Here is a 24,081-nt window from a genome sequence, read left to right as displayed (position 1 = left end):
AAGACATGTCATAACCGCTTTGGGACAATCTGCATGGGCACCCTCACCCTGGCCGAGCAGGATCGCCTGCTGGCCGACCCCAACCCCCTCTACTTTCGCTACAGCCAGATCCAGGGGGGCAACGCCTGTGCCGAGCACGCCCACCCCTGGGGTCAGCTCAGCCTCATCAGCCTGGGGGTCATGGTGGTGGAGGTGGGGGGAGAGCGGCTGGTGGCGCCTCCGGACTACCTCATCTGGGTGCCGGCGGACCTGCCCCACACCGCCTTCAACGAGCAGACCCTGGATTACACCTCCATCTACGTGAGCCACGCCTTGGCGCCGCGCCTGCCACGGGAACCCCAGCTGCTGGCGCTCACCCCCTTGCTTCGAGCCCTGCTGGAGGATTTCACCCAGCGCCGGGTCGGCCACATGGAGGATGAGTGGGATGCCCGTCAGGGTGAGCTCTTCATCGAGAAGTTGGCCCGCACCCGTTGCCAGCCGAGCTACCTGCCCCAGAGCCGGGATCGCCTGCTGGCCCCCTTGCTGGCGGCATTGCAGGCGGCGCCGGAGGACAACCGCACGCTGGTGGAGTGGGCCAGGGCGCTGCACACCACGGAGCGCACCCTGGCGCGGCGCTGCCAGAAGGAGCTTGGCATGAGCCTGGGCCAGTGGCGCACCCGGCTGCGGCTGGTGAAGGCGCTGGACTGGCTGCGGGGCGAGATGCCGGTGCAGGAGATCGCCTGGCGCCTCGGTTACGCCTCCACCTCGGCCTTCATCGCCATGTTCCAGCGGGAACAGGGCTGCGCCCCCCAGCGCTATCGCCAGCAACTGGGCCAACCCGTGGCCTGAACCGCATGAAAAAGGGCGCCCGCAGGCGCCCTTGTGGATCATGGGATGGGCTTAGAAGAAGCCGAGGGGGTTGATGTCGTGGCTCACCAGCAGGTTCTTGGTGTTCTGGTAGTGGTCCAGCATCATCTTGTGGGTCTCTCGACCGATCCCCGACTTCTTGTAGCCGCCAAAGGCCGCGTGGGCCGGGTAGGCGTGGTAGCAGTTGACCCAGACCCGGCCGGCCTGGATGCCGCGCCCCATGCGCCAGGCCAGGTTGCTGTCCCGGGTCCACAGGCCCGCCCCCAGCCCGTACTGGGTGTCGTTGGCAATGGCCAGGGCATCCGCCTCGTCCTTGAAGGTGGTGACCCCGAGCGCCGGCCCGAAGATCTCCTCCTGGAACACCCGCATCTTGTTCTGGCCCGAGAAGATGGTGGGCTGGATGTAGAAGCCCCCCTCCAGCCCGCTCACCCTGGCCGGGCCGCCGCCCAGCAGCATCTTGGCCCCTTCGCCGCGGCCGATCTCCATGTAGCTCAGGATCTTGTCGAACTGCTCGCGGGACGCCTGGGCCCCCACCTGGGTCGTGGTGTCGAGGGGGTTGCCCTGCACTATGGTGCGGGCGCGGGCCAGCACCCGGTCCATGAAGTCGTCATAGATGCTGGCCTGCACCAGGGCGCGGGAGGGGCAGGTACACACCTCCCCCTGGTTGAAGAAGGTCATCAGCATCCCTTCCACCGCCTTGTCGATGTAGCTGCTCTCGTGCTGCATCACGTCGGCGAAGTAGATGTTGGGGGACTTGCCACCGAGCTCCACGGTGGAGGGGATCAGCTTGTCGGCTGCGCAGCGCAGGATATGGGCGCCCACCTCAGTTGAACCGGTGAAGGCGAGCTTCTGGATCCGGTTGCTGGTGGCGAGCGCCTGGCCCGCCTCGGCGCCGAAGCCGTTGACCACGTTGACCACGCCAGGGGGCAGGATGTCCTTGATGAGATCCATCATCAGCATGATGGTGACCGGGGTCTGCTCGGCGGGCTTGAGCACGCTGCAGCAGCCGGCCGCCAGTACCGGGGCCAGCTTCCAGGCGGCCATCAGCAGGGGGAAGTTCCACGGGATGATCTGGCCGACCACGCCGATGGGCTCCTTGAAGTGGTAGCTGACGGTATTCTGGTCCAGCTCGGCGGCGGAGCCCTCCTGGGCGCGGATGCAGCCGGCAAAGTAGCGGAAGTGATCCACCACCAGGGGCAGGTCGGCGGCCAGGGTCTCGCGCACCGCCTTGCCGTTCTCCCAGGTCTCGGCGACGGCAAGCCGCTCAATGTTCTGTTCGATGCGATCGGCGATGCGCAGCAGCAGGTTGCTGCGCTCGGTGACGCTGGTCTTGCTCCAGCTGGCGAACGCCTTGTGGGCCGCGTCCAGGGCGAGCTCGATGTCGGCGGCGTCGGAGCGGGCCACCTCGCAGAACACCCGGCCATCCACCGGCGAGATGTTCTCGAAATAGCGGCCGGCGCGCGGCGCCACCCAGTCGCCACCGATGAAGTTGTCATAACGGGATTTGAAGCTGACCAGGGCACCTGCCTGACCGGGAGCGGTATAAATCATCTCATCATCCTTATGTGTGTGTGGTCCTGACCGGCCTGGCGGGCAGTCCGGTTGCTTCCTGTCATCGCAAGGGGCGTGCCAGCGGGTGGCGCTCTACACAAAAAGGTTGCAAAAACGTTATCAAACGGGGTGCCAAGGGGTATCTTGGTTAACCAGTGCCCCCCAAGACGGCCCCCGAACTGTGCCGTTTCTGAACATCGGGTGTGACACTGTGCAGTTTGTGAACAGGAGACGTGATGAAGGCGCTCCCCCAAGGCGGCCCTATTCGCGAGTGTGTAGAAGGAGGTGTGATGAGCGAGTTGCCTCAATCCGGTGCCAGCCCAATCCAGCGCTCCTGGGAGCGCTGCCTGCATCAGGGGCTGAGCCGCCAGCAGAGCGCCGAGCTGGACTTGCTGCCCCAGGGGGAGCTGTCGGCTCGCCAGGAGCAGCACAGGACGCTCATCGCCTGCTTCCAGCGCTTCGTGCTGCCGCTCTTTGGCCAGTTGCTGGCGGGCAGACCCTGTCGTCTGCTGTTGTGTGACGGCGAGGGGGCCATCCTCGCGGTGAGCGGAGACGACCGGTTTGCCCGTCATGCCGAGCGGATCTTCCTGCGCAGCGGCGCCCGCTGGGGGGAGGCGAGCAAGGGCACCAACGCCATCGGCACCGCGCTGGCCGAGCAGAGCGAGGTACAGGTGCTGGGGGCGCAGCACTTCTTCGCCCAGCACAGCTTTCTCAGTTGCAGCGCCTGTCCCCTGCTCGGGCCGGACGGGCAGCTGCTCGGCGTGCTCGACATCTCCACCGATGCGGCCCACCACGGCGGCGACATGCTGGGCACCGTGCGCCTCCTGGCCATGACCCTGGAAAACGCCCTGCTGGCCCGCCAGCCGGGCTGGCTGGTGGATCTCGATCCCCAGAGTCTCTGGTCTGCCCGCCTGCTGCTGGGGGAGGGGGGCGAGCTGCTCGGGGCCAACCGGGCCGGTCGGCTCTGGCTCGGCCAGCACCCCTTCGACGGCAAGCAGCTGCTGCGCGAGCGCCGCGGGCTGCGATTGGTGCCGGAGGCGGGGGAGCGCGCCGCCAGGCTCCCCCTGCCGAGCGCGGTTGAGGAGGGGGGATCGCAGGCGCAGCAGGTGCCGCTCAAGATGCTGGAGCGGGGCATCTCATTGCTCATCGAGGGGGAGACCGGCAGCGGCAAGGAGCACCTGGTGCGCACCCTGCACGCTAGATCGAGCCGTCGGGCGCGGCCTCTGGTGTGCGTCAACTGCGGCGCCCTGCCGGCGGAGCTGGTGGAGGCTGAGCTGTTCGGCTATGTGGGGGGGGCCTTCAGCGGTGCCCGCAGCCAGGGCAGCCAGGGCTATCTGCGCGCCGCCCACGGCGGCATCCTGATGCTGGATGAAATTGGCGAGCTGCCGCTCCAGGCCCAGACCCGGCTGCTGCGGGTGTTGCAGGAGCGCGTCGTCACCCCGGTGGGCAGCCACAGACCCGAGGCGGTGGATTTCTGGCTGGTCAGCGCCAGTCATCGGGATCTGGCGGCCATGGTGGCGGCCGGCACCTTTCGCGAAGATCTCTACTACCGCATCTGCGGCTGGCGCCAGCAACTGGCCCCCCTGCGGGCCTGGTCGGTGCCCGAGCGTCAGGGGCTGATCCTGAACCTGCTCGCCCAGATGGACCCGGCGCTACAACTGAGCCGGGAGGCGGAGCAGCGGTTGCTGGCCCACCCGCTGCCCGGCAACGTGCGCCAGCTCAAACAGGCGCTGGAGGTGGCCTGTGTACTGGCAGAGGGGCAGGGCTGGATTGAACCTGCCCATCTGCATCTGCCCGCCGTGGCGGGGGGAGCGAGCTCACCTTTGGGAGGGAATACCCTGCGCGAGCAGAGCCGGCAGCGGGTGCAGCAGACCCTGACGGAGTGCGGCGGCAACGTGAGCGAGGCGGCGCGCCGTCTTGGCATCAGTCGCACCACCCTCTATCGGGCGCTGCGGGAGGAGGGGTAACGGGTGTCGCGCCGTCCAGCGCTTGTGTAGACTGCGGTGGCAAGGACGTTTTTTCGTTATGTTTCCATCGCAGGGAGTGCGCAATGATCCATCTTACGACCGACGAGGCCCCCCGCCTCTCTCCCGGCTGTTGGCCGATGCCGCTTGCGCCCCATGGGGCCCGTGCCGGCTAGTCGGCACTCGTCTGCGCCCGGTGCGGCGCGTGTAATAACCTTGGATCTGGATCAGCGCGGTCCGGCGCTTCAAGGTGTAGGGTAAAAGCCCTTTTTCAGGTGTGATGCCGATGATCCCTTCCTATTCCCGCATGACGACGCTGTTGTTCTGGTGCCTGCTGGCGGCGAGCCTGCTGGCCATGGTGTTATTCGAATTCGGACCCGAGCGGCGGCTCGACATCCTGAGCCAGGCCGGTTTGTCCGTGCGTGCCCAGGATGACAGGGCCCACAAGGGCTCCTCCGTTGCCACCCTGAGTCAGGGGGGCGACAGACCCGCCATCCAGTGCACCCTGCGAAGCCAATATGCCTATCCTTTCTGCGAGCTGGTTCTGACCCTGACCGATCCCGAGCAGGGGCTGGATCTCTCCGGCTTCACCGGGGTGCGGGTGAGGCTGGATGTAGAAGGGCAGGGGGTACAGGCCTGGCGCCTTTATCTGCGCAACTACGATCCCGTCTACTCGACGCGGGAAGACGAGAGTTCCCACAAGTTCAACGAAGTGCTCTTCACCGCCAGGGATTTTGGTCGTGAGCAGGATGTCCCCCTGAATGTCTTTGCCCCCAGCTCCTGGTGGGTGCAGCAGTACGACATCCCGCTGGTCCAGCAGGGGCCGGATCTGCACCATGTTTACGCCATCGAGATCGCCTCCGATGACAAGATGCTGCCGGGGGAGTACCGGTTGCGGCTCGAGCGACTGGAGTTCTATGGCCGCTGGTGCAAGCCGGGGGACTTCTATCGCTATCTGCTGCTGGGGTGGCTTGTCTACGGCGTGCTGCTCTTCCTGGTCCAGAATCTGATGTTTGGCGATCGGCTGCGCAAGGCCAGGGAGGCGCGCCTCGCGGCTGAAGCCCTGAGTGCGAGCTTGTGCGAGCAGAACCGGCGCACCGAGGAGGAGGCCCGTTACGATCCCCTGACCGGGGCCCTCAATCGGCTCGGCGGCGAAAAGCTGCTCGGGGAGCTCGGCGAGATGCCGCTCTCCTTCATCTACATCGACATCGATCACTTCAAGGGGGTCAACGACGGTCACGGCCACCCGGTGGGGGACGAGGTGCTCAAGCACATGGTGAGCGAGCTGCTGCGCCATTGCGACAGCCTGTGCCGACTAGTGCGCTGGGGCGGGGAGGAGTTCGTGCTGGTCTGCCTCCATTACGACGAGGGACGGGCCGCCGCCCTGGCGGAGCGGCTGAGAGGGGCGCTGGAGGGGTACAGGCACTGGCCGCTGGGGCTCGGGATCACCGCCTCCTTCGGGGTGGCCGAGCGGCGCAAGGATAGCCTGGAGCAGGCGCTCAAGCGGGCCGACGAGGCGCTCTATCAGGCCAAGCAGAATGGTCGCAACCGGGTGGAGGTGGCGCCCGACTGATCCGGCGCTGGAGCCCATGGCCGTGCGGGGCTATCATGCGCCCCATCATTTATCTGAGGAGAGATGCCATGGCACAACACATTGGCGCCCTGACGCTGCTGGTGGCGGATTACGACGAGGCCATCGCCTTCTTCACCCGGGGAATGGGCTTCGAGCTACTGGAAGACACCCCCCTCGACGAGCCGGGCAAACCGGGCAAACGCTGGGTGCGGGTCGCTCCCAAGGGGGCTCCCGGCTCCGCCCTGCTGCTGGCCCGCGCGGCCAACGAGGAGCAGCGCGCCGCCATCGGTCGCCAGGGGGGCGGTCGGGTCTTCCTGTTCCTTGAGACCGACGACTTCTGGGGCGATTACGAGCGGATGCAGGCCTATGGCGTTCATTTTTGTGAACAGCCGCGCCTCGAACCTTACGGTACCGTGGTGGTGTTCGAGGACATCAGTGGCAATCGCTGGGACCTGCTGCAACTCGCTGCTGCCAACTGAATCTGAAAACGTTTATCATCCCGCCCGTCATAAAGTCATAAAAGTGTCACAGAAAGTTCTAATAATTGGCGCACCCATCTTCACAGAGGAGAGAGAAGGGATATGGCTAAGCGAATTCTGGTGGTCGAGGACGAGGCACCGATCCGCGAAATGCTCTGCTTCGTGCTTGAGCAGAAGGGATATGAAACAGTAGAAGCAGAAGATTACGCCGATGGACTGGCAAAGGTGCGCGAACCCTACCCTGAACTCATCGTGCTGGACTGGATGATGCCAGGCGGCAGCGGTATCCAGTTCCTCAAGCAGCTCAAGCAGGATGAGATGACTCGCCAGATCCCGGTGGTGATGCTGACCGCCCGGGGCGAGGAAGAGGACAAGGTGCGCGGGCTCGAGGCCGGTGCCGACGACTACATCACCAAACCCTTCTCCCCCAAGGAGCTCACCGCCCGCCTGCACGCCGTGATGCGCCGTGTCTCTCCCACCTCGGTGGACGAGGTGATCGAGGTGCAGGGGCTCAAGCTGGATCCCGTTTCCCACCGGGTCAGTGCCGAGGAGAAGGCCCTCGACATGGGGCCGACCGAATTCAAGCTGCTGCACTTCTTCATGACCCACCCCGAGCGGGTCTACAGCCGCGAGCAGTTGCTCAACAACGTCTGGGGTACCAACGTGTATGTCGAGGACAGGACGGTAGACGTACACATTCGCCGCCTGCGCAAGGCCATCGAAGAGACGGGGCACGACAGATTGATCCAGACGGTGCGCGGGGCCGGCTACCGCTTCTCGACCCGTCTCTAGGCCAGGGCCAGTGCCGCCAGCGCCTGCCGGCGGGCATTGGACCCGGCTCTTTGCTGTCTCTAGGAGATCTTAATGTTGCAACCTTACGCCTGGCGGCGACAGTTGTGGCGAATGGCGTTCTTCTACAGCCCCTTCGTCTTGGTAGGTTGGTTAATCGATCATCTCGTTCTCTGCCTGCTGGTGGCCACTGTGGTGCACCTGGTCTGGCACTACCGCTTCCAGAAGCGGCTGTCGGACTGGCTGTGGCACGATCGCAGCCTGGTGCCGCCCCACGGCAGCGGCAGTTGGGAGCACATCTTCAACGGCATCTACAAGTTGCAGCAGCGTCACCGGGCCCGGCGCCGGGAGCTGGCGGGCCTCATCCGCCGCTTTCGGGAAGGGGCGGAGGCGCTGCCCGATGCGGCCGTGGTGTTTCGCACCGACGGCAGCATCCTCTGGTGCAACCGGCTGGCGGAGCAACTGCTCGGCTTTCGCTGGCCCGAGGATGCCGGCCAGCACATCGGCAACCTGATCCGTCACCCCGCCTTCGTCGCCTATCTGGGCAAGGGGCAGTATGACGAGCCGTTCGAGATGCACTCCCCCATCAACGAGGAGAAGTTCCTCGAATTTCGCATCATGCCCTATGCGGAGGACCAGGCCATGCTGGTGGTGCGGGATGTGACCCGGCTGCGCAGCCTGGAGAAGACGCGCAAGCACTTCGTCTCCAACGTCTCTCACGAGCTGCGCACCCCCCTCACCGTGCTCAAGGGGTATCTGGAGATGACCGAGGAGCCGCCGCCCCCCGCCATGTGGGCCAAGGCGCACAAGGTGATGATGGAGCAGACGATCCGCATGGACAATCTGGTCAACCAGCTGCTCACCCTGTCGCGCATCGAGGCGGCGCCCACCGTGGATCTCTCCCATCTGGTGGACATGCCCGCCATGCTGGGGCTGCTGGAGCAGGAGGCGCGGGCGCTCTCCGGCGAGCGGGCCCACGAGATCGTCTTCATGGTCCAGCCCAATCTGCTGGTGCGCGGGGATCAGGATCAGCTGCGCAGCGCCGTCTCCAACCTGGTCTACAACGCCATCCACTACACCCCGGCGGGGCGCAAGATCACCGTGGAGTGGCGCAAGCAGGGGAGCATGGCGCTGTTTGCGGTGCAGGATGAGGGGGAGGGGATCCCCCCCGAGCATCTGGCGCGGCTCACCGAGCGGTTCTATCGGGTCGACAAGGCCCGCTCGCGCCACACCGGAGGGTCCGGGCTCGGCCTTGCCATCGTCAAGCATGCCCTGAGTCATCACGATGCCCATCTCGATATCGAGAGCCGGGTCGGTGCGGGCAGCCGCTTCAGCTTTCTCATTCCCGCCCGCATGGTGCTGGTGAAATAATATTTTGTGTCAATGTGTTAGCAACGAGAGAAGGGCTGCATCGCAGCCCTTTTTTCATCCGGGCCACTCTCGGCCCATGTCATCAAAGTGTCATATAAATTCCATAAATTTGTCACTGCCAGGCCAGATACTGGCGCCGTCTTAAAGAACGGACCTTCTGTAACACTGGAGAAGGAGTGGTGCTGGCCCACGGATCATTGCGATCGGGTGTCAACCACGTTTAGACGTCAACCTGACGATTGCCTTCTGCAACCTTGGACTTGGAGAGATTGGATGAAACTCAACAAACTGGCTGGTGTCATCGGATTCACCGCAGCAACCCTGTTTTCTGTCAGCGCTCTGGCTGCCGGTGTGGATAAAGACCTGCCGGAATACACACCGACCAGCGGCATCTCGGGCAACCTGTCCTCTGTCGGCTCGGACACCCTGGCCAACATGATGACCCTGTGGGCCGAAGAATTTAAGCGCATGTATCCCAACGTCAACGTGCAGATCCAGGCCGCCGGTTCTTCCACCGCACCGACTGCCCTGACCGAGGGCGTCGCCCAGTTTGGCCCCATGAGCCGTGCCATGAAGGCTGGTGAAGAGGAGGCATTCGAGAAGCGCTACGGCTACAAGCCGACCGCCATCCGCGTCGCTGTCGATGCCCTGGCCGTGTTCGTCAACAAGGACAACCCCATCAAGGGGCTGACCATGTCGCAGATCGACGCCATCTTCTCCAGCACCCTCAAGTGCGGCGAAGCCAAGGCGGCCACCAAGTGGTCTGATCTGGGTCTGGACGGCAGCTGGTCCGGCAAGGATCTGCAACTGTTCGGTCGCAACTCCGTGTCCGGTACCTACGGTTACTTCAAGGAACACGCCCTGTGCAACGGTGACTTCAAGAGCGGCGTGAACGAGCAGCCGGGCTCCGCCTCCGTGGTACAGTCCGTCTCCTCCTCCCTGAACGGCATCGGTTACTCCGGTATCGGCTACGTCACCTCCGGGGTGCGCGCCGTTCCGCTCTCCAAGGATGGCAAGACCTTCATCGAGGCGAGCTCCGACAACGCCATCACCGGCAAGTACCCGCTGTCGCGCTTCCTGTACGTCTACGTGAACAAGCATCCGAACAAGCCGCTCTCCCCGATGGAGCAGGAGTTTGTGAAGATGATGCTCTCCAAGGCGGGCCAGACCATCGTTGCCAAGGACGGCTATGTGCCGGTCCCGGCCAAGGTGGTTCAGGCCGACCTGAAGAAGCTGGGCATCATGTAACAACATGCCCTTGCAGAAAAACGAGCCCCATGCGGGCTCGTTTTCATTGGTGCGCCCCAGGATCTTTTTGGTCGCAGGGCGCAGCGCCCGGCTTGCGCCGGGCGGCGGCATTTCCGAGAATAGGGCAACTTCACGGCAAAGGACCCTCTCATGCGCGCATCTTCCCTCTCCAGACTGGCCCTGACGGCCTTGTGCAGCGCCCTGCTGGCCGGTTGCGCCCAGTCACCGACCGGTCGCAACCAGATGCTGCTTTTCTCCCCCCAGCAGATGAACCAGCTGGGCGCCGACTCCTTCACCCAGATGAAGCAGCAGGAGAAGGTGAGCACGGATGCCAGGATGAATGCCTATGTGGGCTGCGTGGCCAAGGCGGTGACCGCCCAGGTGCCTGCCAGCTATGGCATCACCAGCTGGGAGGTAGTGGTGTTCGACTCCAAGGAGATCAACGCCTTCGCCCTGCCCGGCGGCAAGATAGGCGTGTACAGCGGCCTGCTGAAAGTTGCCAAGAATCAGGACCAGCTCGCCACCGTCATCGGTCACGAGCTGACCCACGTGCTGGCCCAGCACTCCAACGAGCGCCTCTCCCGGGATCAATTGACCGGTATCGGGCTGGCGGTGGCGGACGCCGCCATCGGCAGCAGCGACAGCCTCGGGGGCGCTGCCACCATGGCCGCCCTGGGCCTCGGGGTCCAGGTGGGGATAGCCCTGCCTTATGGCAGAACCCAGGAGAGCGAGGCGGACCGGCTCGGTCTCGAGCTGATGGCCCGCGCCGGGTTCAACCCGGCCGAAGCCGTCACCCTGTGGCAGAACATGAGCGCCGCCTCCGGTGGCAAGGCACCGCCCCAGCTGCTCTCCACCCACCCCAGCGACCAGAGCCGGATCGCCAACCTGCAGGCCCAGCAGGCCGAAGTGCAGCCCCTGTACCAGCAGGCGAAAGCATCAGGGCTGGTTCCCCAGTGCAAGGCGTAAGCCTGCGCCTGGCGCGTCCCGCCGATGCCGCCGCCATGACGGTGATGCAGCGGGCGAGCTGGCTGGCGGCCTACGGGGAGGTGCTGGGGGCCGACATGCTGGCCCAGTTGGCGGTGACCGACCACCTGCAGATCTGGCGACATCGGCTCGCCGAGCCCGGCCCCGTTCCCATGCTGGTCTGTCAGGACGACGTGGTCATCGGCCTGCTCTACTGGCAGCCCTCCTTGGAGGAAGGCTTGATGACGGCGCGGATCCGGGCGCTCTACCTTCATCCCGATCACTGGCGTCAGGGTCATGGCAAACGGCTGTGGCAGGCGGTGGCGGTGCAGATGCGCCGGGCCGGTTGCGAGTGCGTCAGGCTCTGGCTGCTGGATGGCAATCACATCGGCGAGGGATTCTACCTGCGCCGCGGCTTCATGTTCGACGGTCAGGAGCGCACCCTGATGAGCCTCGGACAACCTTGCCAACAGCGACAAATGTTCCGTTTGCTTTGAGCTGGCTCCCGTTTTTCGTCCCCGGTCACTTTATTTTTTTTGCGAATTAATACAATGTGCCCCATCTGGACAGACTGAGGTGGCCGGGTCCACCACAAGGGAGTGTGGCATGTACTACGGATTTGACATTGGCGGCACCAAGATAGCGTTCGCTGTGTATGACGGCGCCTTGAATCTCTGTCACGAGGAGCGCATGAGCACTCCCGGCAATGATTACGAAGGGTTGCAGCAGCTGATCCGCGAGCGGGTCGAGGCGGCGGATGCGCGCTTCGGGGTGAAAGGGGCCGTCGGCATCGGGTTTCCGGGGATCCTCAATCGCCTCGACGGGAGCATAGTGGCGGCCAACCTGCCCGCCATCCATGGCCGCCATCTGGGGGCGGATCTGGCCGAGCTGCTGGGCCGACCGGTCAAGGTCGACAATGACGCCAACTGTTTCCTCTGGTCGGAAGTGCATCAGGGGGCCGCAGACGGTGCTGGCAGCGCCCTCGGCGTCACCATAGGTACCGGCATCGGCGGCGCCGTCTATCTGGCGGGCAAGCTCATCCAGGGGCGCAACTGGCTGGCGGGGGAGATAGGTCACTACCCGCTGCCCGCCACCATCCTGATGAAATACCCGGATTTGCCCCGTCCTCGCTGTGGCTGCGGGCGCCTGGTCTGTTTCGAAACCTATGCGTCGGGTACGGGCCTGGAGCGGCTATACCACCATGTTCATGGGGAACGGGTGAGCGGCCACCATATCGTCGCCCGTGCCGATGCCCGTGAGGCGGCGGCCCTCTCGACCATCGACTGCTGGCTCGAGATCATCGCCGCTGGCCTCGCCACCGCCATCTCGGTGATTGATCCCGATGTGGTGGTGCTGGGGGGCGGCCTGAGCGCCCTGCCAGCCCTCTATGAGGAGTTGCCCAAACGTCTGCCCGGCCACCTGCTGCCCGGTGTCGCCCTGCCGGCGATCCGCGAGGCCCGCTTCGGTGGAGCCGGCGGTGTGCGCGGTGCAGCCCTGCTCAATCTGTGAGATCGGACAGAGGGTCTGATCTCCCCGAACAAGGAGTCATCATGACCCGTCTTGAAATCTGTATCGACAACCTCGAATCCCTGTTCACCGCCCAGGCGGCCGGCGCCGATCGCATCGAGCTCTGCTCTGCGCTGGGGCTGGGTGGCCTCACTCCCTCCTATGGTTTCATGCAGCAGGTGGCGCGCCACGCCACCATCCCCGTCTACGCCATGATCCGGCCCCGTGCCGGGGATTTCTGTTTTGGCGAGGGGGAGTTCGACATCATGCTGCAGGATATCGCCGCCGCACGTGCCGCCGGCCTGCAAGGGGTGGTGGTCGGTCTGCTGGATGAAGATGGACGGGTACCCGAAGGCAAGCTCCGGCAACTGGTCGAGGCGGCGGGGCCGCTCGGCGTCACCTTCCACCGGGCCATCGATCTCTCCTCCGACTGGCGGCTGGATCTCGAGACGATCGTCGCAGCGGGTTGCGAGCGCATTCTGAGCTCCGGCCATGCGCCGACCGCGCTGGCGGGGCTCGAAACCCTGCAGGCCATGCACCAGGCGCTGGCGGGACGGGCCAGCCTGATGCCGGGGGCCGGGGTCAACGCCGACAACGTGCGCACCATCATCGAATTCACCGGCGTCAATGAAGTGCACATGTCCGGCATGGGCTGGCGCGGCGGCATGGTGCCCCATGGTGTGAACATGGGCACCTCTGACGATGGCCGGGTCAATATCACCGACGGCGCCAAGGTCGCAGCGGTGCGGGCACTGCTGGACAAGGCCTGATGCAGACCGTGCGGCGCCATGGTGCCCCTCTCTGTGACGACAACATGGGCACCTCTAACGACGGCCGGGTCAACATCACCGACGGCGCCAAGGTCGCGGCGGTGAGGGCACTGCTGGACAGGGCCTGATACAGACCGTGCGGCGCCATGGTGCCTCTCTCTGTGACATCAACATGGGCACCTCTGACGATGGCCGGGTCAACATCACAGACGGCGCCAAGGTTGCGGCGGTGAGGGCACTGCTGGACAAGGCCTGATACAGACCGTGCGGCGCCATGGTGCCTCTCTCTGTGACGTCAACATGGGTACCTCGGACGGATGGCCGGGTCAACATCACCGACGGCGCCAAGGTCGCAGCGGTGCGGGCGTTGCTGGACAGGGCCTGATAGAGACTGTGCGGCGATATGGTGCCTCTCTCTGTGACGTCAACATGGGCACCTCGGACGACGGCCGGGTCAATATCACCGACGGCGCCAAAGTTGCAGCGGTGCGGGCTCTGCTGGACAGGGCCTGATGCGGGCCGTGCGGCGATATGGTGCTCTGTTTTGCTCCCTTCTCCCCTTGCGGGAGAAGGGGTGGGGATGAGGGGGCCGATGTGAGGCGTCTCCCACCGGCGGGCAATTGAGGGGCGTCTTGGCAGCACGGTGCAAAAAAGTCTGTTATCATCCCGTCTCTTTTACCATCAGGACCCGGAGCAACCTCTCAATGTCCCAATACGACTCTATCGAACAGAAGGCCAGCTACGGCATCGGCCGCAACATGGGCGACCAACTGGCTCAGCAAGCCTTCGCCGGTCTGGATATCCCGGCCCTGCAACAAGGTCTGGCAGATGCCCTGAACGGCCTGGAGTTCGCGGTCAGCCGTGACGATATCAACGATGCCTTCCAGGTCATCACCGCCCGCATGCAGGAAGAGCAGGAAGCTGCCGCCAAGGCCGCTGCCGCCGAAGGCGAAGCCTTCCTGGCCGACAACGCCAAGCGCGCCGAAGTGAAGACCACCGACTCCGGTCTGCAATATGAAGTCATGGTCGAAGGCAATGGCGCCGTGCCGGTTGCCGGTCAGTCCGTGCGCGTGCACTACCACGGTACCTTCACCCACGGTGGTGTGTTCGACAGCTCCGTTGCTCGCGGCCAACCGGCCGAGTTCCCGGTGACCGGCGTGATCGCCGGTTGGGTGGAAGCGCTGCAGATGATGCCGGTTGGCTCCAAGTGGAAGCTCTACATTCCGCAGGATCTGGCCTACGGTGCCCGTGGTGCCGGCTCCATCCCGCCGTACTCTGCTCTGGTATTCGAAGTGGAGCTGCTGGACATCCTGTGATCCGGCTGGCGTGATGCAAACGGCGACCCTGAGGTCGCCGTTTGTTTTTGGACCGCCCAAACGGGCCATGTGCCTTCGGCGGGGATTTGGATATAGTCAGAGCGTCGTCCATTCCGGCCATGTGAGGGAGACACGCCATGGCAGCCATCATCGAGGTCGTCGATCTCGTCAAGCACTTCCCCGGTGTCAAGGCGGTGGACGGGCTCAGCTTTGCCATTCCCGCCGGCAGTTGTTTCGGCCTGCTCGGCCCGAACGGGGCGGGCAAGACCACGACCATCGAGCTGCTGGAGGGGATCCTCACTCCGGACAGAGGCCAGATCCTGTTTCATGGCGCCCCGCGCGGCCCGGATTATCGCTCCCGCATCGGCATCCAGTTCCAGCACACGGCGCTACAGGATTTCCTGACGGTGCGCGATACCCTGCGCCTGTTCGCCAGCCTCTACCCCAATCCCTTGCCACGGGAGCTGCTCATCGATCTGTGCGCCTTGGGCGAGTTCATCGACAGGGACAGTCGCAAGCTCTCGGGGGGCCAGCGTCAGCGCCTGCTGCTGGCTCTGGCCCTGCTCGGGGATCCCGAACTGCTGTTTCTGGATGAGCCCACCACAGGACTGGATCCCCAGGCGCGCCACCACTTCTGGCAGCGAATAGAGGCGATCAAGGCCCAGGGCAAGACGGTGGTGCTCACCACCCACTACATGGACGAAGCGCAGCAGCTGTGCGATCTGATTGCCATCGTCGATCACGGCCACCTGCTCAGTCTGGATACGCCGGCTGCCTTGCTGGCGCAACACTTCGACGGCGTGCTGGTGCGCCTTGGGGGGCACCCGGCCCTGGCTGGGCTCGGCTATCCCCTGCGTCCGGTCGGCGATCAGGTGGAGCTCTGTTGCCCCGACGTGGCGACACTGCTGCCAGCCTTGCTGGATCTTGGTGTGCCGCTCACCGGCATGCAGGTGCGCTCCCCCAATCTGGAAGATCTCTTCCTGAACCTGACCGGCCACAGCCTGCGGAGCGGCGCATGAGAGGGATGACCGAGTTCTGTCTGACCGTGGCCTCCGGGCTGTGGTACGCCTTGCCGACATGTAATCCCGGGAGTGGACGATGAAGGGATCCCTCAAGCGCATCGGGGCGCTCTTCTATGCCCGCACCCTCGAGTTCGTACGCGATCGCGCGGCCCTGGTGTGGAACCTGCTTTTCCCGCTCCTGCTGGTCATCGGCTTCTCCCTCATCTTCTCCGGCCCGCCCAAACCGCTGGTGCAGATCGGGGTGGTGGGGGAACTGCCCGCAACCTATGCCCCGCTGCGCGCCGTGCCGCTGCTCAAGATCATCCCCTATGACGAGGCGTCGAGAGGCCAGCTCAAGGTCCGTCACCATCAGCTGGACCTGCTGCTCTCACCCGCCGGGGGGCGTTACTGGATAAACCCGGACGCCCCTCAGGGGGCCATGGCCGAGTATCTGCTGCGCCAGGCGGTGCAGGAGCCCTTGCAAAGAGAGTCCCTGAGCGGGCGCGCCATCCGCTACGGAGACTGGCTGCTGCCCGGGGTGATCGGCATGAACCTGATGTTCTCCGGCCTGTTCGGGGTCGGGTTTGTCATCGTGCGTTATCGCAAGAACGGGGTGCTGAAACGGCTGCGAGCCACGCCGCTCGGCGCGCTGGAGTTTCTCTTCGCCCAGTTGCTGTCACGGGTGCTGATCACCCTGGTGGTGAGCCTGCTGGTCTTCTGCGCGGCCTACTGGCTGCTGGATGTGCCCCTCATCGGTTCGGGGTGGCTGCTGCTGGTGATCGCCCTGGCGGGAGGAACGGCCATGGCCTCCCTTGGCCTGCTCATCGCCGCTCGCCTGCAGAACGAGGAGCTGGCGAGCGGTTTGCTCAATCTCATCAGCTTGCCCATGATGTTTTTATCCGGTGTCTGGTTCTCACTGGAAGGCGCGCCCACCTGGCTGCAGCAGCTTGCGGCCAGGCTGCCCCTCAGCCAGATCATCGAAGCAGCCCGCGCCGTGATGCTGGAAGGGGCGGGATGGCAGGAGGTGGCAGGCCCTCTGGGTCAGGTCATGGTGTTCGCCCTGGTGTGCATCTCGCTGGGCGCCATGCTGTTCAAATGGAGTGCAAAATGAAACCTGTTCTGTGGTTGTTGCTGGTGGCGGCCTTGCCTGTGCAGGCAGGCACCCTGCGTTGCAAGAACGCCTTGCTGACCGAGGGAGACACCACGGCAGAGCTGCTGGTTCGCTGTGGCCAGCCGATGCTCAAGGAAGATCTCACCCGCTTCGAGGAGAACGGCTTCGGGGCGAGAGTGACGGTCAAGTATGCCGAGCGCTGGACATACAACTTCGGCAAGCGGGAATTCATGCAGTTTGTCACCGTCGAAAACGGCGTCATCACCGACATTGCGGATGGTCCACGGGGAGGATGACCTCCTGGTTTTCTGAAGCCCAGCCTGCGGGAGATGAGGTCGCCATTTCCCCGCCTTTTACCTCCTTTTCTGTTGCTTTTCCCTGCCTGTTATCGCCATTTTTCCATATGGGGTCATGCTGCCTCACTCTGGTGCTTTTGGCATAAAACCGAATCTGATGAGTCAGTTGTCAGCAGAAATGGCTGCCCCAATGCGGTGCAGCCGATTTATTTTCGAAAAATAATCCTCATGCCAAGAAGGGTTTTAAGCAGCAGGCTATTTGGCAAATAAGGGTCTACTTTTGATTCTGAGAGTGCATATTCCCCCGTTTAGATATTTTGTTCTGTTGCACCATGGTTGGGCCGGATTGCACCGATTGACAGGTTTTTCTGCGGCTGGATAAGCTGCCAAAAAGCAGGGAAACGATGGCATCTCGCTAGATTTTGATGCCTGTTCGAATCAAACCACAGGGAAGAGTGACATGAAGCAGATACACAAGGCAGGTATGGTGATGGCGCTGTCGCTGATGGCAGCCAATGCGTGGGCGGACGGTACGCTGGATGCCGTCAAGAAGAAGGGATTCGTGCAGTGCGGGGTCGGTGACGGCCTGCCCGGGTTCTCCAACCCGGATGCCAAGGGAACCTGGACCGGGCTCGACGTGGACGTGTGCCGCGCCGTGGCCGCCGCGGTACTGGGGGACGCCAGCAAGGTCAAGTATGTCTCCCTCACCGCCAAGGAGCGCTTTACCGCCCTGCAGTCCGGGGAAGTGGATCTGCTCTCGCGCAATACCACCTGGACCCTGACCCGGGATGGGTCGCTGGGCCTCACGTTCGCCGGGGTGAACTACTACGACGGGCAGGGGTTCCTGGTCAAGCAGTCCCTCGGGGTCAAGAGCGCCAAGGAGCTTGACGGTGCCGCCGTCTGTATCCAGTCCGGTACCACCACCGAGCTCAACCTGGCTGACTATTTCCGCGCCAATGGCGGCATGAAGTACACCCCAGTGGTGTTCGATACCTCGGATCAGACCGTCAAGGGCTTCGAAGCCGGCCGCTGTGACGTGCTGACTTCGGATCAGTCCCAGCTCTATGCCCTCAAGATCAAGCTCACCAAGCCAGAGGAAGCCGTGGTGCTGCCGGAGGTCATCTCCAAGGAGCCGCTGGGCCCAGCCGTGCGTCAGGGTGACGATCAGTGGTTCAAGGTGGTGCGCTGGAGCCTCAACGCCATGCTCAATGCCGAGGAGGCCGGGGTTACCAGTGCCAACGTGGACGAGATGCTCAAGTCCACCAATCCTGACATCCGTCGCCTGCTGGGGCTGGAAGAGCCCAAAGGGACTGTGCTGGGGCTGGATGACAAATGGGCCTACAACATCGTCAAACAGGTCGGCAACTACGGTGAATCCTTCGATCGCAACGTCGGTGCCGGCTCCCCCCTCAAGATTGATCGCGGCATCAATGCCCTCTGGAACAAGGGCGGTCTGATGTACGCGCCACCCATCCGCTGAGTCGACAGTCACCGGGGGGCCTGGCCCCCCATGTTTTCCCTGGCTTTGTCGGAGTCATCCTCATGGCGTTACACGCATCAAACCATAGGAAAGAACAGGGCCGCTGGTGGTATGACGCCAAGGTGCGGGCGCTGCTCTTCCAGTGCCTGGCCATCGCGGCGGTTATCGGGTTTCTGTTCTACATCGTCAACAATGCCCTGACCAATCTGGCCACCCGTGGCATCACCACAGGCTTTGATTTTCTGGGCAACACGGCCGGTTTCGGCATCTTGCAGAGCCTCATCCCCTACGACGAGACCTACACCTTCGGTCGCACCTTCGTGGTGGGTCTGCTCAACACCCTGCTGGTCTCCGTGCTCGGCATCCTGTTTGCCACCCTGCTCGGGTTCGCACTCGGGGTCGCGCGCCTGTCGCGCAACTGGCTGGTGGCCAAGATAGCGGCCGTCTACATAGAGACGTTTCGCAACATCCCGCTGCTGCTGCAGATCTTCTTCTGGTACTTCTCGGTGCTGCGTACCCTGCCTTCCCCGCGTCAGAGCGTGGATATAGGCGGGCTCGCCTTCCTCAACGTGCGGGGTTTCTATCTGCCCAAGCCCCTGTTCGAAGAGGGATTCGGCTACGTGCTCTGGGCACTGGTGCTCGCGGTGCTGCTGAGCTGGGGGCTGGGCCGCTGGGCTCGCCGCCGTCAGGCCCTGACCGGCAGGATCTTCCCGTTCTGGCGCTGTGTGGCCGCCCTGGTCATGCTGCTCCCGGGCATCACCTTCCTGCTGGCGGGCAGCCCGCTCAGCTGGAGCGTGCCTGCGCTGCAGGGGTTCAACTTCCGGGGCGGGCTGACGGTGCTGCCGGAGCTCGCGGCCCTCTTGCTGGCGCTCACCATCTATACGGCGGCCTTCATCGCCGAGATAGTGCGATCCGGCATCCTGGCCATCAGCAAGGGGCAGACGGAGGCGGCTTCCGCCCTCGGGCTCTCGCCCACCAAGACGCTGCGGCTGGTGATCATTCCCCAGGCCATGCGGGTCATCATTCCTCCCTTGACCAGCCAGTATCTGAACCTCACCAAGAACTCCTCCCTGGCGACCGCCATCGGCTACCCGGATCTGGTCTCGGTGTTCATGGGGACGACTCTCAACCAGACAGGGCAGGCCATCGAGGTCATCGCCATGACCATGGGGGTCTATCTCGTCATCAGTATCACCACCTCGGTGCTGATGAACATCTACAACCGCAGAATGACGCTGGTTGAGCGCTAGGGAGCTGTCATGTTCGTGAATGAATTGCAGGAGGCGCTGCCGCCTCCCAACCACCGTCGGGGGCCGCTCGCCTGGATAAGGCAGAACCTTTTCCCCAACTGGTGGAACGGCCTGCTGACCCTGGTGCTGGCCTATCTGTTGCTGCCACTCATCTGGTCTGCACTGGACTGGGCGCTGTTCTCGGCCACCTGGCAGGGGAGCAGCCGCGAGGCCTGCGTCCAGGGCGGTGCCTGCTGGATCTTCATCGAGAGCCGGCTGGGGCAGTATCTCTATGGCTTCTACCCGGCTGATCAGTACTGGCGCATCAACCTGACCTTCGCCGGTCTGGCGGCGCTGCTGGCCCTGCTCATCTGGCCAAAGACCCCGCGCAAGGGGTGGCTGGCGCTTTTCACCCTGCTGGTGTTCCCTGTCATCGCCTTCTTCCTCATCCATGGGGGAGCGGGGCTGGAGGTGGTGGAAACGAACCGCTGGGGCGGGCTGATGCTCACCCTGGTGCTGGCGGTGGTGGGCATAGTCGTAGCACTGCCGTTCGGCATCCTGCTGGCACTGGGGCGTCGCTCCCACATGCCGGTCATCTCCAGCCTCTGTACCGTCTACATCGAGTTCTGGCGGGCGGTGCCGCTCATTACTGTGCTCTTCATGGCGTCCGTGATGCTGCCACTGTTCATGAGTACCGAGGTGGAGCTCGACAAGCTGCTGCGGGCGCTCATCGGCATCATCCTGTTCCAGGCGGCCTATGTGGCCGAGGTGGTGAGAGGGGGGCTGCAGGCGATCCCCAAGGGGCAATATGAGGCGGGGGATGCTCTCGGGCTCTCCTACTGGAAGGTGATGGGCCTCATCATCATGCCCCAGGCCCTCAAGATCACCATTCCTTCCCTGGTGAACACCTTTATTTCCCTGTTCAAGGACACCAGCCTGGTGCTGATCATCGGGCTGTTCGATCTGCTGGCCATCTCCAAGGTGGCCCTGGCGGATCCGGCCTGGCTGGGGTATTCCACCGAAGCTTATGTCTTTATCGCCATGATCTTCTGGATGTTCTGTTTTGGCATGTCCCGCTACTCCATCTATCTGGAGCGCAAACTCAACACGGGTCACAAGCATTAGGAGTCGTTCTGATATGAAAACGGACGCAGTTGTCGAACTGAAAGAGGTCAACAAGTGGTACGGTGAGTTTCACGTGCTGCGCAACATCAACCTGCAGGTGGGCAGAGGGGAGAAGATCGTCATCTGCGGACCATCGGGCTCGGGCAAGTCCACCATGATCCGCTGCATCAACCGGCTGGAAGAGCACCAGAGCGGGGACATCCTGGTCAAGGGCACGGCCCTGACCTCGGATCTCAAGAACATCGAGACGGTGCGCCGGGAGGTGGGCATGGTGTTCCAGCACTTCAACCTCTTCCCCCATCTGACCGTGCTGGAGAACTGTTGCCTGGCGCCCATCTGGGTCAAGCAGTTGCCGCGCAAGGAGGCCGAGGAGATCGCCATGAACTTCCTGCGCCGGGTGCGGATCCCCGAACAGGCGCTCAAGTATCCGGGGCAGCTCTCCGGTGGCCAGCAGCAGCGGGTCGCCATCGCCCGCAGTCTGTGCATGAATCCCCAGGTCATGCTGTTTGACGAGCCAACCTCGGCGCTGGATCCCGAGATGGTGCGGGAGGTGCTGGATGTGATGGTGGAGCTGGCCCACGAGGGGATGACCATGCTCTGTGTCACCCACGAGATGGGGTTTGCCAAGCAGGTGGCGGACAGGGTGATCTTCATGGACCGGGGCCAGATCATCGAAGAGAACGTGCCGGATCAGTTCTTTGACAACCCCCAGTCCGATCGGACCAAGCTCTTCCTCTCCCAGATCCTGCAGCACTGAGGCAGGGCACAACCTTCAGAAAAACAGCCCGCACGCTCGAATGAGCGGCGGGCAAATGTGTACATGGAAGTCGACGACAGACAGAAAGGAGTATGTCAGCCCGGCAACAGGGTGGTGGTGCGCAGATCGCGCACGGCCAGGTTGATCTGCCTGGCCAGGCTCAGCGCCTGATGACAGCTCAACGGCTTCACATCGATGATCCCCCCTTGAAACTCAAACCGCCCCAGTGCTTCAACAATGAAACTTCCATGATGGAAACTCTTGATATAGCGAGCAATTCGACGGGGAGACCACTGCTTGAATACCTTCATGGCAAGAGACCCTGTTGTTTGGACAGGGCACACTATGCCGACGGACCGTGACACTGATGTGACACTTGATAAAGATTTGTATGAATCTGTATTGTGATCGGCTGGCGTGCAGCCCCGGCGTTGAAAAAGTAGTGAGAGTCCGGGTCCGGGGCCCGATATACTGCGGCCATTGCAGAGATAACAAAGGTGCCGCACGTGGAGTGGGTGGACATAGTAGACGAGCAGGACAGGGTGATCGGGGTGGCCGAGCGCACCAGGGTGCGTCAGGAAAACCTGCGCCATCGTGCCAGCTACATCCTGGTGCTGGATGAGGCTGAGCACATCCTGGTGCAGCGGCGCACCCCGAGCAAGGATTTTTGCCCCGGCATGCTGGATGCCTGCGCCGGTGGCGTGGTGACCACGGGGGAGGCCATGGCCCTTTCCGCCCGGCGTGAGCTGGCCGAGGAGCTGGGGATCCGCGACGTGCCCCTGCAGGATTACGGCACCTTCTATGCCGAAGGGGAGGCGAGCGGCAGCCGCTACCGGGTCTGGGGCGGCCTGTTCAGCTGTCACTATCAGGGGCCGCTGCAACTGCAGGCCGAAGAGGTGAGCGAGGTGCACTGGATGAGCCTGGGCGAGATAGCCGATCGGGCGGACGAGTTCACGCCTGACTCCCTGCTCGCCATCGCCACCTGGCAGGCAAGGCGCCTGCCATCAGGCCAGAAATAGGGGCGACAGGCGTTCGCTCCCCGATCGCGTTGTTGCTGCTCGATGGACCCCTTCGCCTTCTGGAGGAATGGGGTAGACTGGGCCTCTTTGAACCACAGAAGGATGCGTCATCATGATCACGGTCGGTCAATCCCTGCCCGCAGGGGAATTTACCTTTATCACTGCCGAGGGCAAGCAGGTGAAGGATACCCAGGCCCTGTTTGCCGACAAGCGGGTGGTGCTCTTTGCGGTGCCCGGCGCCTTCACCCCCACCTGCTCCAACGCTCACCTGCCGGGCTACGTGGTGCTGGCCGATCAGTTCAAGGCCAAGGGGGTGGAACTGTGCTGTCTGTCGGTCAACGACGCCTTCGTGATGAAGGCGTGGCAGGAGGCACAGAACGCCGCTGACATCACCATGCTGGCGGACGGCGACGGCAGCTGGACCCGGGCACTGGGTCTTGCCAAGGAGACCGGGGCCTTCGGCGGCGTGCGGGCCCAGCGTTTTGCCCTCATCGCCAACGATGGTGTGGTGGAGCGGCTCTTCGTGGAGGCGCCAGGCAAGTTCGAGGTGTCGGATGCCCAGAGCCTGCTGGCGGCGCTGTGAAAGATTAATCGGTGTTTGATTACACCTTGAAATAGCAAGCGGCCCCGTTACACTGAGGCCGCGTTTGGATGGAGCCAGGCAACTTGCCTGGCTCTCGTGTATGCCGTGGATGAGATAGAACAATATGACCCTGGCTTTTGTTGCCCTGATTGCCGGACTGGCGTTGCTGGTCTGGAGTGCCGACAAGTTCGTGGACGGCGCCGCCGCCACCGCCCGTTACGCCGGTATGCCGCCGCTGCTGATCGGCATGGTGATCATCGGTTTTGGTACCTCGGCCCCTGAGATGGTGGTCTCCGCGCTGGCGGCTTCCCAGGGCAATCCCGGGCTCGCGCTCGGCAATGCCTATGGCTCCAACATCACCAATATTGCCCTGATCCTGGGTCTGACCGCCCTGATCAGCCCCATCGCCGTCGCCTCCCAGGTGGTGCGCAAGGAGATCCCCATCCTGCTCGGCATCACCCTGCTCTCCGGCGCCCTGCTCATCGATGGCAATCTGGGCCGGATGGATGCCGCCATTCTGGGGGCCGTGTTCGCTGTGCTGATGGGCTGGTCCATCTGGGCCGGCATGAACGGCAAGGGGGATGCGCTGGATACAGATACCGAGGAGGACATCGTCTCCGAGGGCATGTCTCTCAAGAGCGCCATCCTCTGGCTCATCGTCGGCCTGGTGCTGCTGATCGGGGCTTCCCGTCTGCTGGTGTGGGGGGCGGTGACCATCGCCCAGGGCTTTGGCATCAGCGATCTGGTGATTGGCCTGACCATAGTTGCGGTGGGGACCTCCCTGCCGGAGCTGGCATCGTCCCTCATCGCCATCCGCAAGAACGAGCACGATCTGGCCCTTGGCAACGTGCTGGGTTCCAACCTGTTCAACACCCTGGCCGTGGTGGGCATCGCCGCCGGCATCCACCCGCTCGAGGTGGCGCCCGAAGTGCTTTCCCGCGACTGGAGCATCATGATGGGGCTGACCCTGTTGCTGCTGGTGATGTGTCTGGGCCGCAAGGGGCAGGGGCGCATCAACCGGCTGGAGGGGGGCGTGCTGCTCGCCTGCTTCGTCGCCTACACCGGCTGGCTGCTGACCAGCCAGTTCATCTAGTCTGGTGATGA

24 protein-coding genes and 4 pseudogenes are annotated in these 24,081 nt (G+C 63.6%); 26 read left to right on the top strand and 2 right to left on the bottom strand.

Translation table 11 applies throughout. The features are described from left to right. Positions 1–33: 33 nt before the first annotated feature. Positions 34–828, top strand: a complete 795-nt coding sequence (locus I6L32_RS00800) for a helix-turn-helix transcriptional regulator (RefSeq protein ID WP_010673466.1) — start codon at positions 34–36, stop codon at positions 826–828. A gap of 51 nt (positions 829–879) precedes the next feature. Here the strand turns inward: I6L32_RS00800 and I6L32_RS00795 are convergent, their stop codons facing one another. After that, the gene (locus I6L32_RS00795) at positions 880–2,397 is read right to left on the bottom strand and encodes an aldehyde dehydrogenase family protein (RefSeq protein ID WP_128342544.1); all 1,518 of its coding nucleotides are present in this window, start codon (positions 2,395–2,397) and stop codon (positions 880–882) included. A gap of 290 nt (positions 2,398–2,687) precedes the next feature. On the opposite strand from I6L32_RS00795, the gene I6L32_RS00790 reads away from it, so the two are divergent. From I6L32_RS00790 to I6L32_RS00685, 22 genes and pseudogenes are all read left to right on the top strand, one after another. Next, entirely contained in the window at positions 2,688–4,364 is a 1,677-nt protein-coding gene (locus I6L32_RS00790; protein ID WP_216944517.1) for a sigma-54-dependent Fis family transcriptional regulator, read from the top strand. Between the two features lie 283 nt (positions 4,365–4,647). After that, positions 4,648–5,934 carry a diguanylate cyclase gene (locus I6L32_RS00785; protein ID WP_139700623.1) on the top strand — a complete coding sequence of 429 codons (1,287 nt, stop codon included), beginning with the start codon at positions 4,648–4,650 and terminating at the stop codon, positions 5,932–5,934. A gap of 68 nt (positions 5,935–6,002) precedes the next feature. Next, a complete protein-coding gene (locus I6L32_RS00780) occupies positions 6,003–6,413 on the top strand; it encodes a VOC family protein (RefSeq protein ID WP_010673470.1) in 411 nt (136 codons plus the stop codon). 102 nt (positions 6,414–6,515) lie between these two features. Then, on the top strand, positions 6,516–7,205 hold the full coding sequence (gene phoB, locus I6L32_RS00775) for a phosphate regulon transcriptional regulator PhoB (RefSeq protein ID WP_010673471.1): 690 nt from the start codon (positions 6,516–6,518) through the stop codon (positions 7,203–7,205). 72 nt (positions 7,206–7,277) lie between these two features. Further along, positions 7,278–8,573 carry a phosphate regulon sensor histidine kinase PhoR gene (phoR, locus tag I6L32_RS00770; protein ID WP_010673472.1) on the top strand — a complete coding sequence of 432 codons (1,296 nt, stop codon included), beginning with the start codon at positions 7,278–7,280 and terminating at the stop codon, positions 8,571–8,573. A 273-nt stretch (positions 8,574–8,846) separates the two neighbouring features. Continuing rightward, a complete protein-coding gene (locus I6L32_RS00765) occupies positions 8,847–9,821 on the top strand; it encodes a PstS family phosphate ABC transporter substrate-binding protein (protein ID WP_039039286.1) in 975 nt (324 codons plus the stop codon). Between the two features lie 150 nt (positions 9,822–9,971). Continuing rightward, on the top strand, positions 9,972–10,787 hold the full coding sequence (locus I6L32_RS00760) for a M48 family metallopeptidase (protein ID WP_010673474.1): 816 nt from the start codon (positions 9,972–9,974) through the stop codon (positions 10,785–10,787). Then, positions 10,775–11,281: a GNAT family N-acetyltransferase gene (locus I6L32_RS00755; RefSeq protein WP_039039287.1), complete on the top strand. Its 507-nt coding sequence runs from the start codon at positions 10,775–10,777 to the stop codon at positions 11,279–11,281. Before I6L32_RS00760 ends, I6L32_RS00755 begins: the two co-directional genes overlap by 13 nt. 109 nt (positions 11,282–11,390) lie before the next feature. Continuing rightward, positions 11,391–12,293 carry an ROK family protein gene (locus I6L32_RS00750; RefSeq protein WP_216944516.1) on the top strand — a complete coding sequence of 301 codons (903 nt, stop codon included), beginning with the start codon at positions 11,391–11,393 and terminating at the stop codon, positions 12,291–12,293. A gap of 41 nt (positions 12,294–12,334) precedes the next feature. After that, positions 12,335–13,060: a copper homeostasis protein CutC gene (locus I6L32_RS00745; RefSeq protein WP_151028551.1), complete on the top strand. Its 726-nt coding sequence runs from the start codon at positions 12,335–12,337 to the stop codon at positions 13,058–13,060. Positions 13,061–13,101: 41 nt separating this feature from the next. Beyond that, positions 13,102–13,188: pseudogene (locus I6L32_RS00740) on the top strand (copper homeostasis protein CutC); the annotation flags it as partial. A gap of 38 nt (positions 13,189–13,226) precedes the next feature. Next, positions 13,227–13,316 (top strand): annotated as a pseudogene (locus I6L32_RS00735) (copper homeostasis protein CutC); the annotation flags it as partial. 38 nt (positions 13,317–13,354) lie between these two features. Further along, positions 13,355–13,445, top strand: a pseudogene (locus tag I6L32_RS00730) (copper homeostasis protein CutC); the annotation flags it as partial. A gap of 38 nt (positions 13,446–13,483) precedes the next feature. After that, a pseudogene (locus I6L32_RS00725) lies at positions 13,484–13,573 on the top strand (copper homeostasis protein CutC); the annotation flags it as partial. 191 nt (positions 13,574–13,764) lie between these two features. Then, a complete protein-coding gene (locus I6L32_RS00720) occupies positions 13,765–14,376 on the top strand; it encodes an FKBP-type peptidyl-prolyl cis-trans isomerase (protein WP_010673478.1) in 612 nt (203 codons plus the stop codon). Positions 14,377–14,513: 137 nt separating this feature from the next. Beyond that, positions 14,514–15,395: an ABC transporter ATP-binding protein gene (locus tag I6L32_RS00715; RefSeq protein WP_102983787.1), complete on the top strand. Its 882-nt coding sequence runs from the start codon at positions 14,514–14,516 to the stop codon at positions 15,393–15,395. Between the two features lie 79 nt (positions 15,396–15,474). Further along, entirely contained in the window at positions 15,475–16,488 is a 1,014-nt protein-coding gene (locus I6L32_RS00710) for an ABC transporter permease (RefSeq protein WP_216944515.1), read from the top strand. Beyond that, complete coding sequence (locus I6L32_RS00705) at positions 16,473–16,784, top strand: DUF2845 domain-containing protein (protein ID WP_029313965.1); 312 nt, start codon at positions 16,473–16,475, stop codon at positions 16,782–16,784. Before I6L32_RS00710 ends, I6L32_RS00705 begins: the two co-directional genes overlap by 16 nt. Before the next feature lie 460 nt (positions 16,785–17,244). Then, on the top strand, positions 17,245–18,264 hold the full coding sequence (locus I6L32_RS00700) for an amino acid ABC transporter substrate-binding protein (protein WP_010673482.1): 1,020 nt from the start codon (positions 17,245–17,247) through the stop codon (positions 18,262–18,264). Positions 18,265–18,326: 62 nt separating this feature from the next. Beyond that, positions 18,327–19,514: an amino acid ABC transporter permease gene (locus I6L32_RS00695; protein WP_048208147.1), complete on the top strand. Its 1,188-nt coding sequence runs from the start codon at positions 18,327–18,329 to the stop codon at positions 19,512–19,514. Between the two features lie 9 nt (positions 19,515–19,523). Further along, positions 19,524–20,618 (top strand): amino acid ABC transporter permease, encoded by a 1,095-nt coding sequence (locus I6L32_RS00690; protein WP_010673484.1) that lies wholly within the window; start codon positions 19,524–19,526, stop codon positions 20,616–20,618. A 13-nt stretch (positions 20,619–20,631) separates the two neighbouring features. Further along, a complete protein-coding gene (locus I6L32_RS00685) occupies positions 20,632–21,375 on the top strand; it encodes an amino acid ABC transporter ATP-binding protein (RefSeq protein WP_010673485.1) in 744 nt (247 codons plus the stop codon). Positions 21,376–21,470: 95 nt separating this feature from the next. Here I6L32_RS00685 and I6L32_RS00680 read toward each other — a convergent pair whose 3' ends face one another. Continuing rightward, the gene (locus tag I6L32_RS00680; protein ID WP_041214719.1) at positions 21,471–21,686 is read right to left on the bottom strand and encodes a DUF1107 family protein; all 216 of its coding nucleotides are present in this window, start codon (positions 21,684–21,686) and stop codon (positions 21,471–21,473) included. 195 nt (positions 21,687–21,881) lie between these two features. Here I6L32_RS00680 and yfcD point away from each other — a divergent pair, with 195 nt between their 5' ends. The 3 genes from yfcD (at position 21,882) to I6L32_RS00665 (ending at position 24,070) form a co-directional block, all read left to right on the top strand. Continuing rightward, positions 21,882–22,394 carry an NUDIX hydrolase YfcD gene (gene yfcD / locus I6L32_RS00675; protein ID WP_254203868.1) on the top strand — a complete coding sequence of 171 codons (513 nt, stop codon included), beginning with the start codon at positions 21,882–21,884 and terminating at the stop codon, positions 22,392–22,394. Between the two features lie 112 nt (positions 22,395–22,506). After that, positions 22,507–22,977, top strand: a complete 471-nt coding sequence (locus tag I6L32_RS00670; protein ID WP_043152381.1) for a peroxiredoxin — start codon at positions 22,507–22,509, stop codon at positions 22,975–22,977. A gap of 124 nt (positions 22,978–23,101) precedes the next feature. Continuing rightward, positions 23,102–24,070, top strand: a complete 969-nt coding sequence (locus I6L32_RS00665) for a calcium/sodium antiporter (RefSeq protein WP_010673489.1) — start codon at positions 23,102–23,104, stop codon at positions 24,068–24,070. Positions 24,071–24,081: the final 11 nt, after the last annotated feature.

This window comes from Aeromonas sp. FDAARGOS 1402 (genome assembly GCF_019046925.1).
Lineage (GTDB): Bacteria > Pseudomonadota > Gammaproteobacteria > Enterobacterales > Aeromonadaceae > Aeromonas > Aeromonas caviae.
The sequence above is the reverse complement of the archived record's forward strand: the minus strand, read 5'-3'. Positions and strand labels throughout refer to the sequence as shown.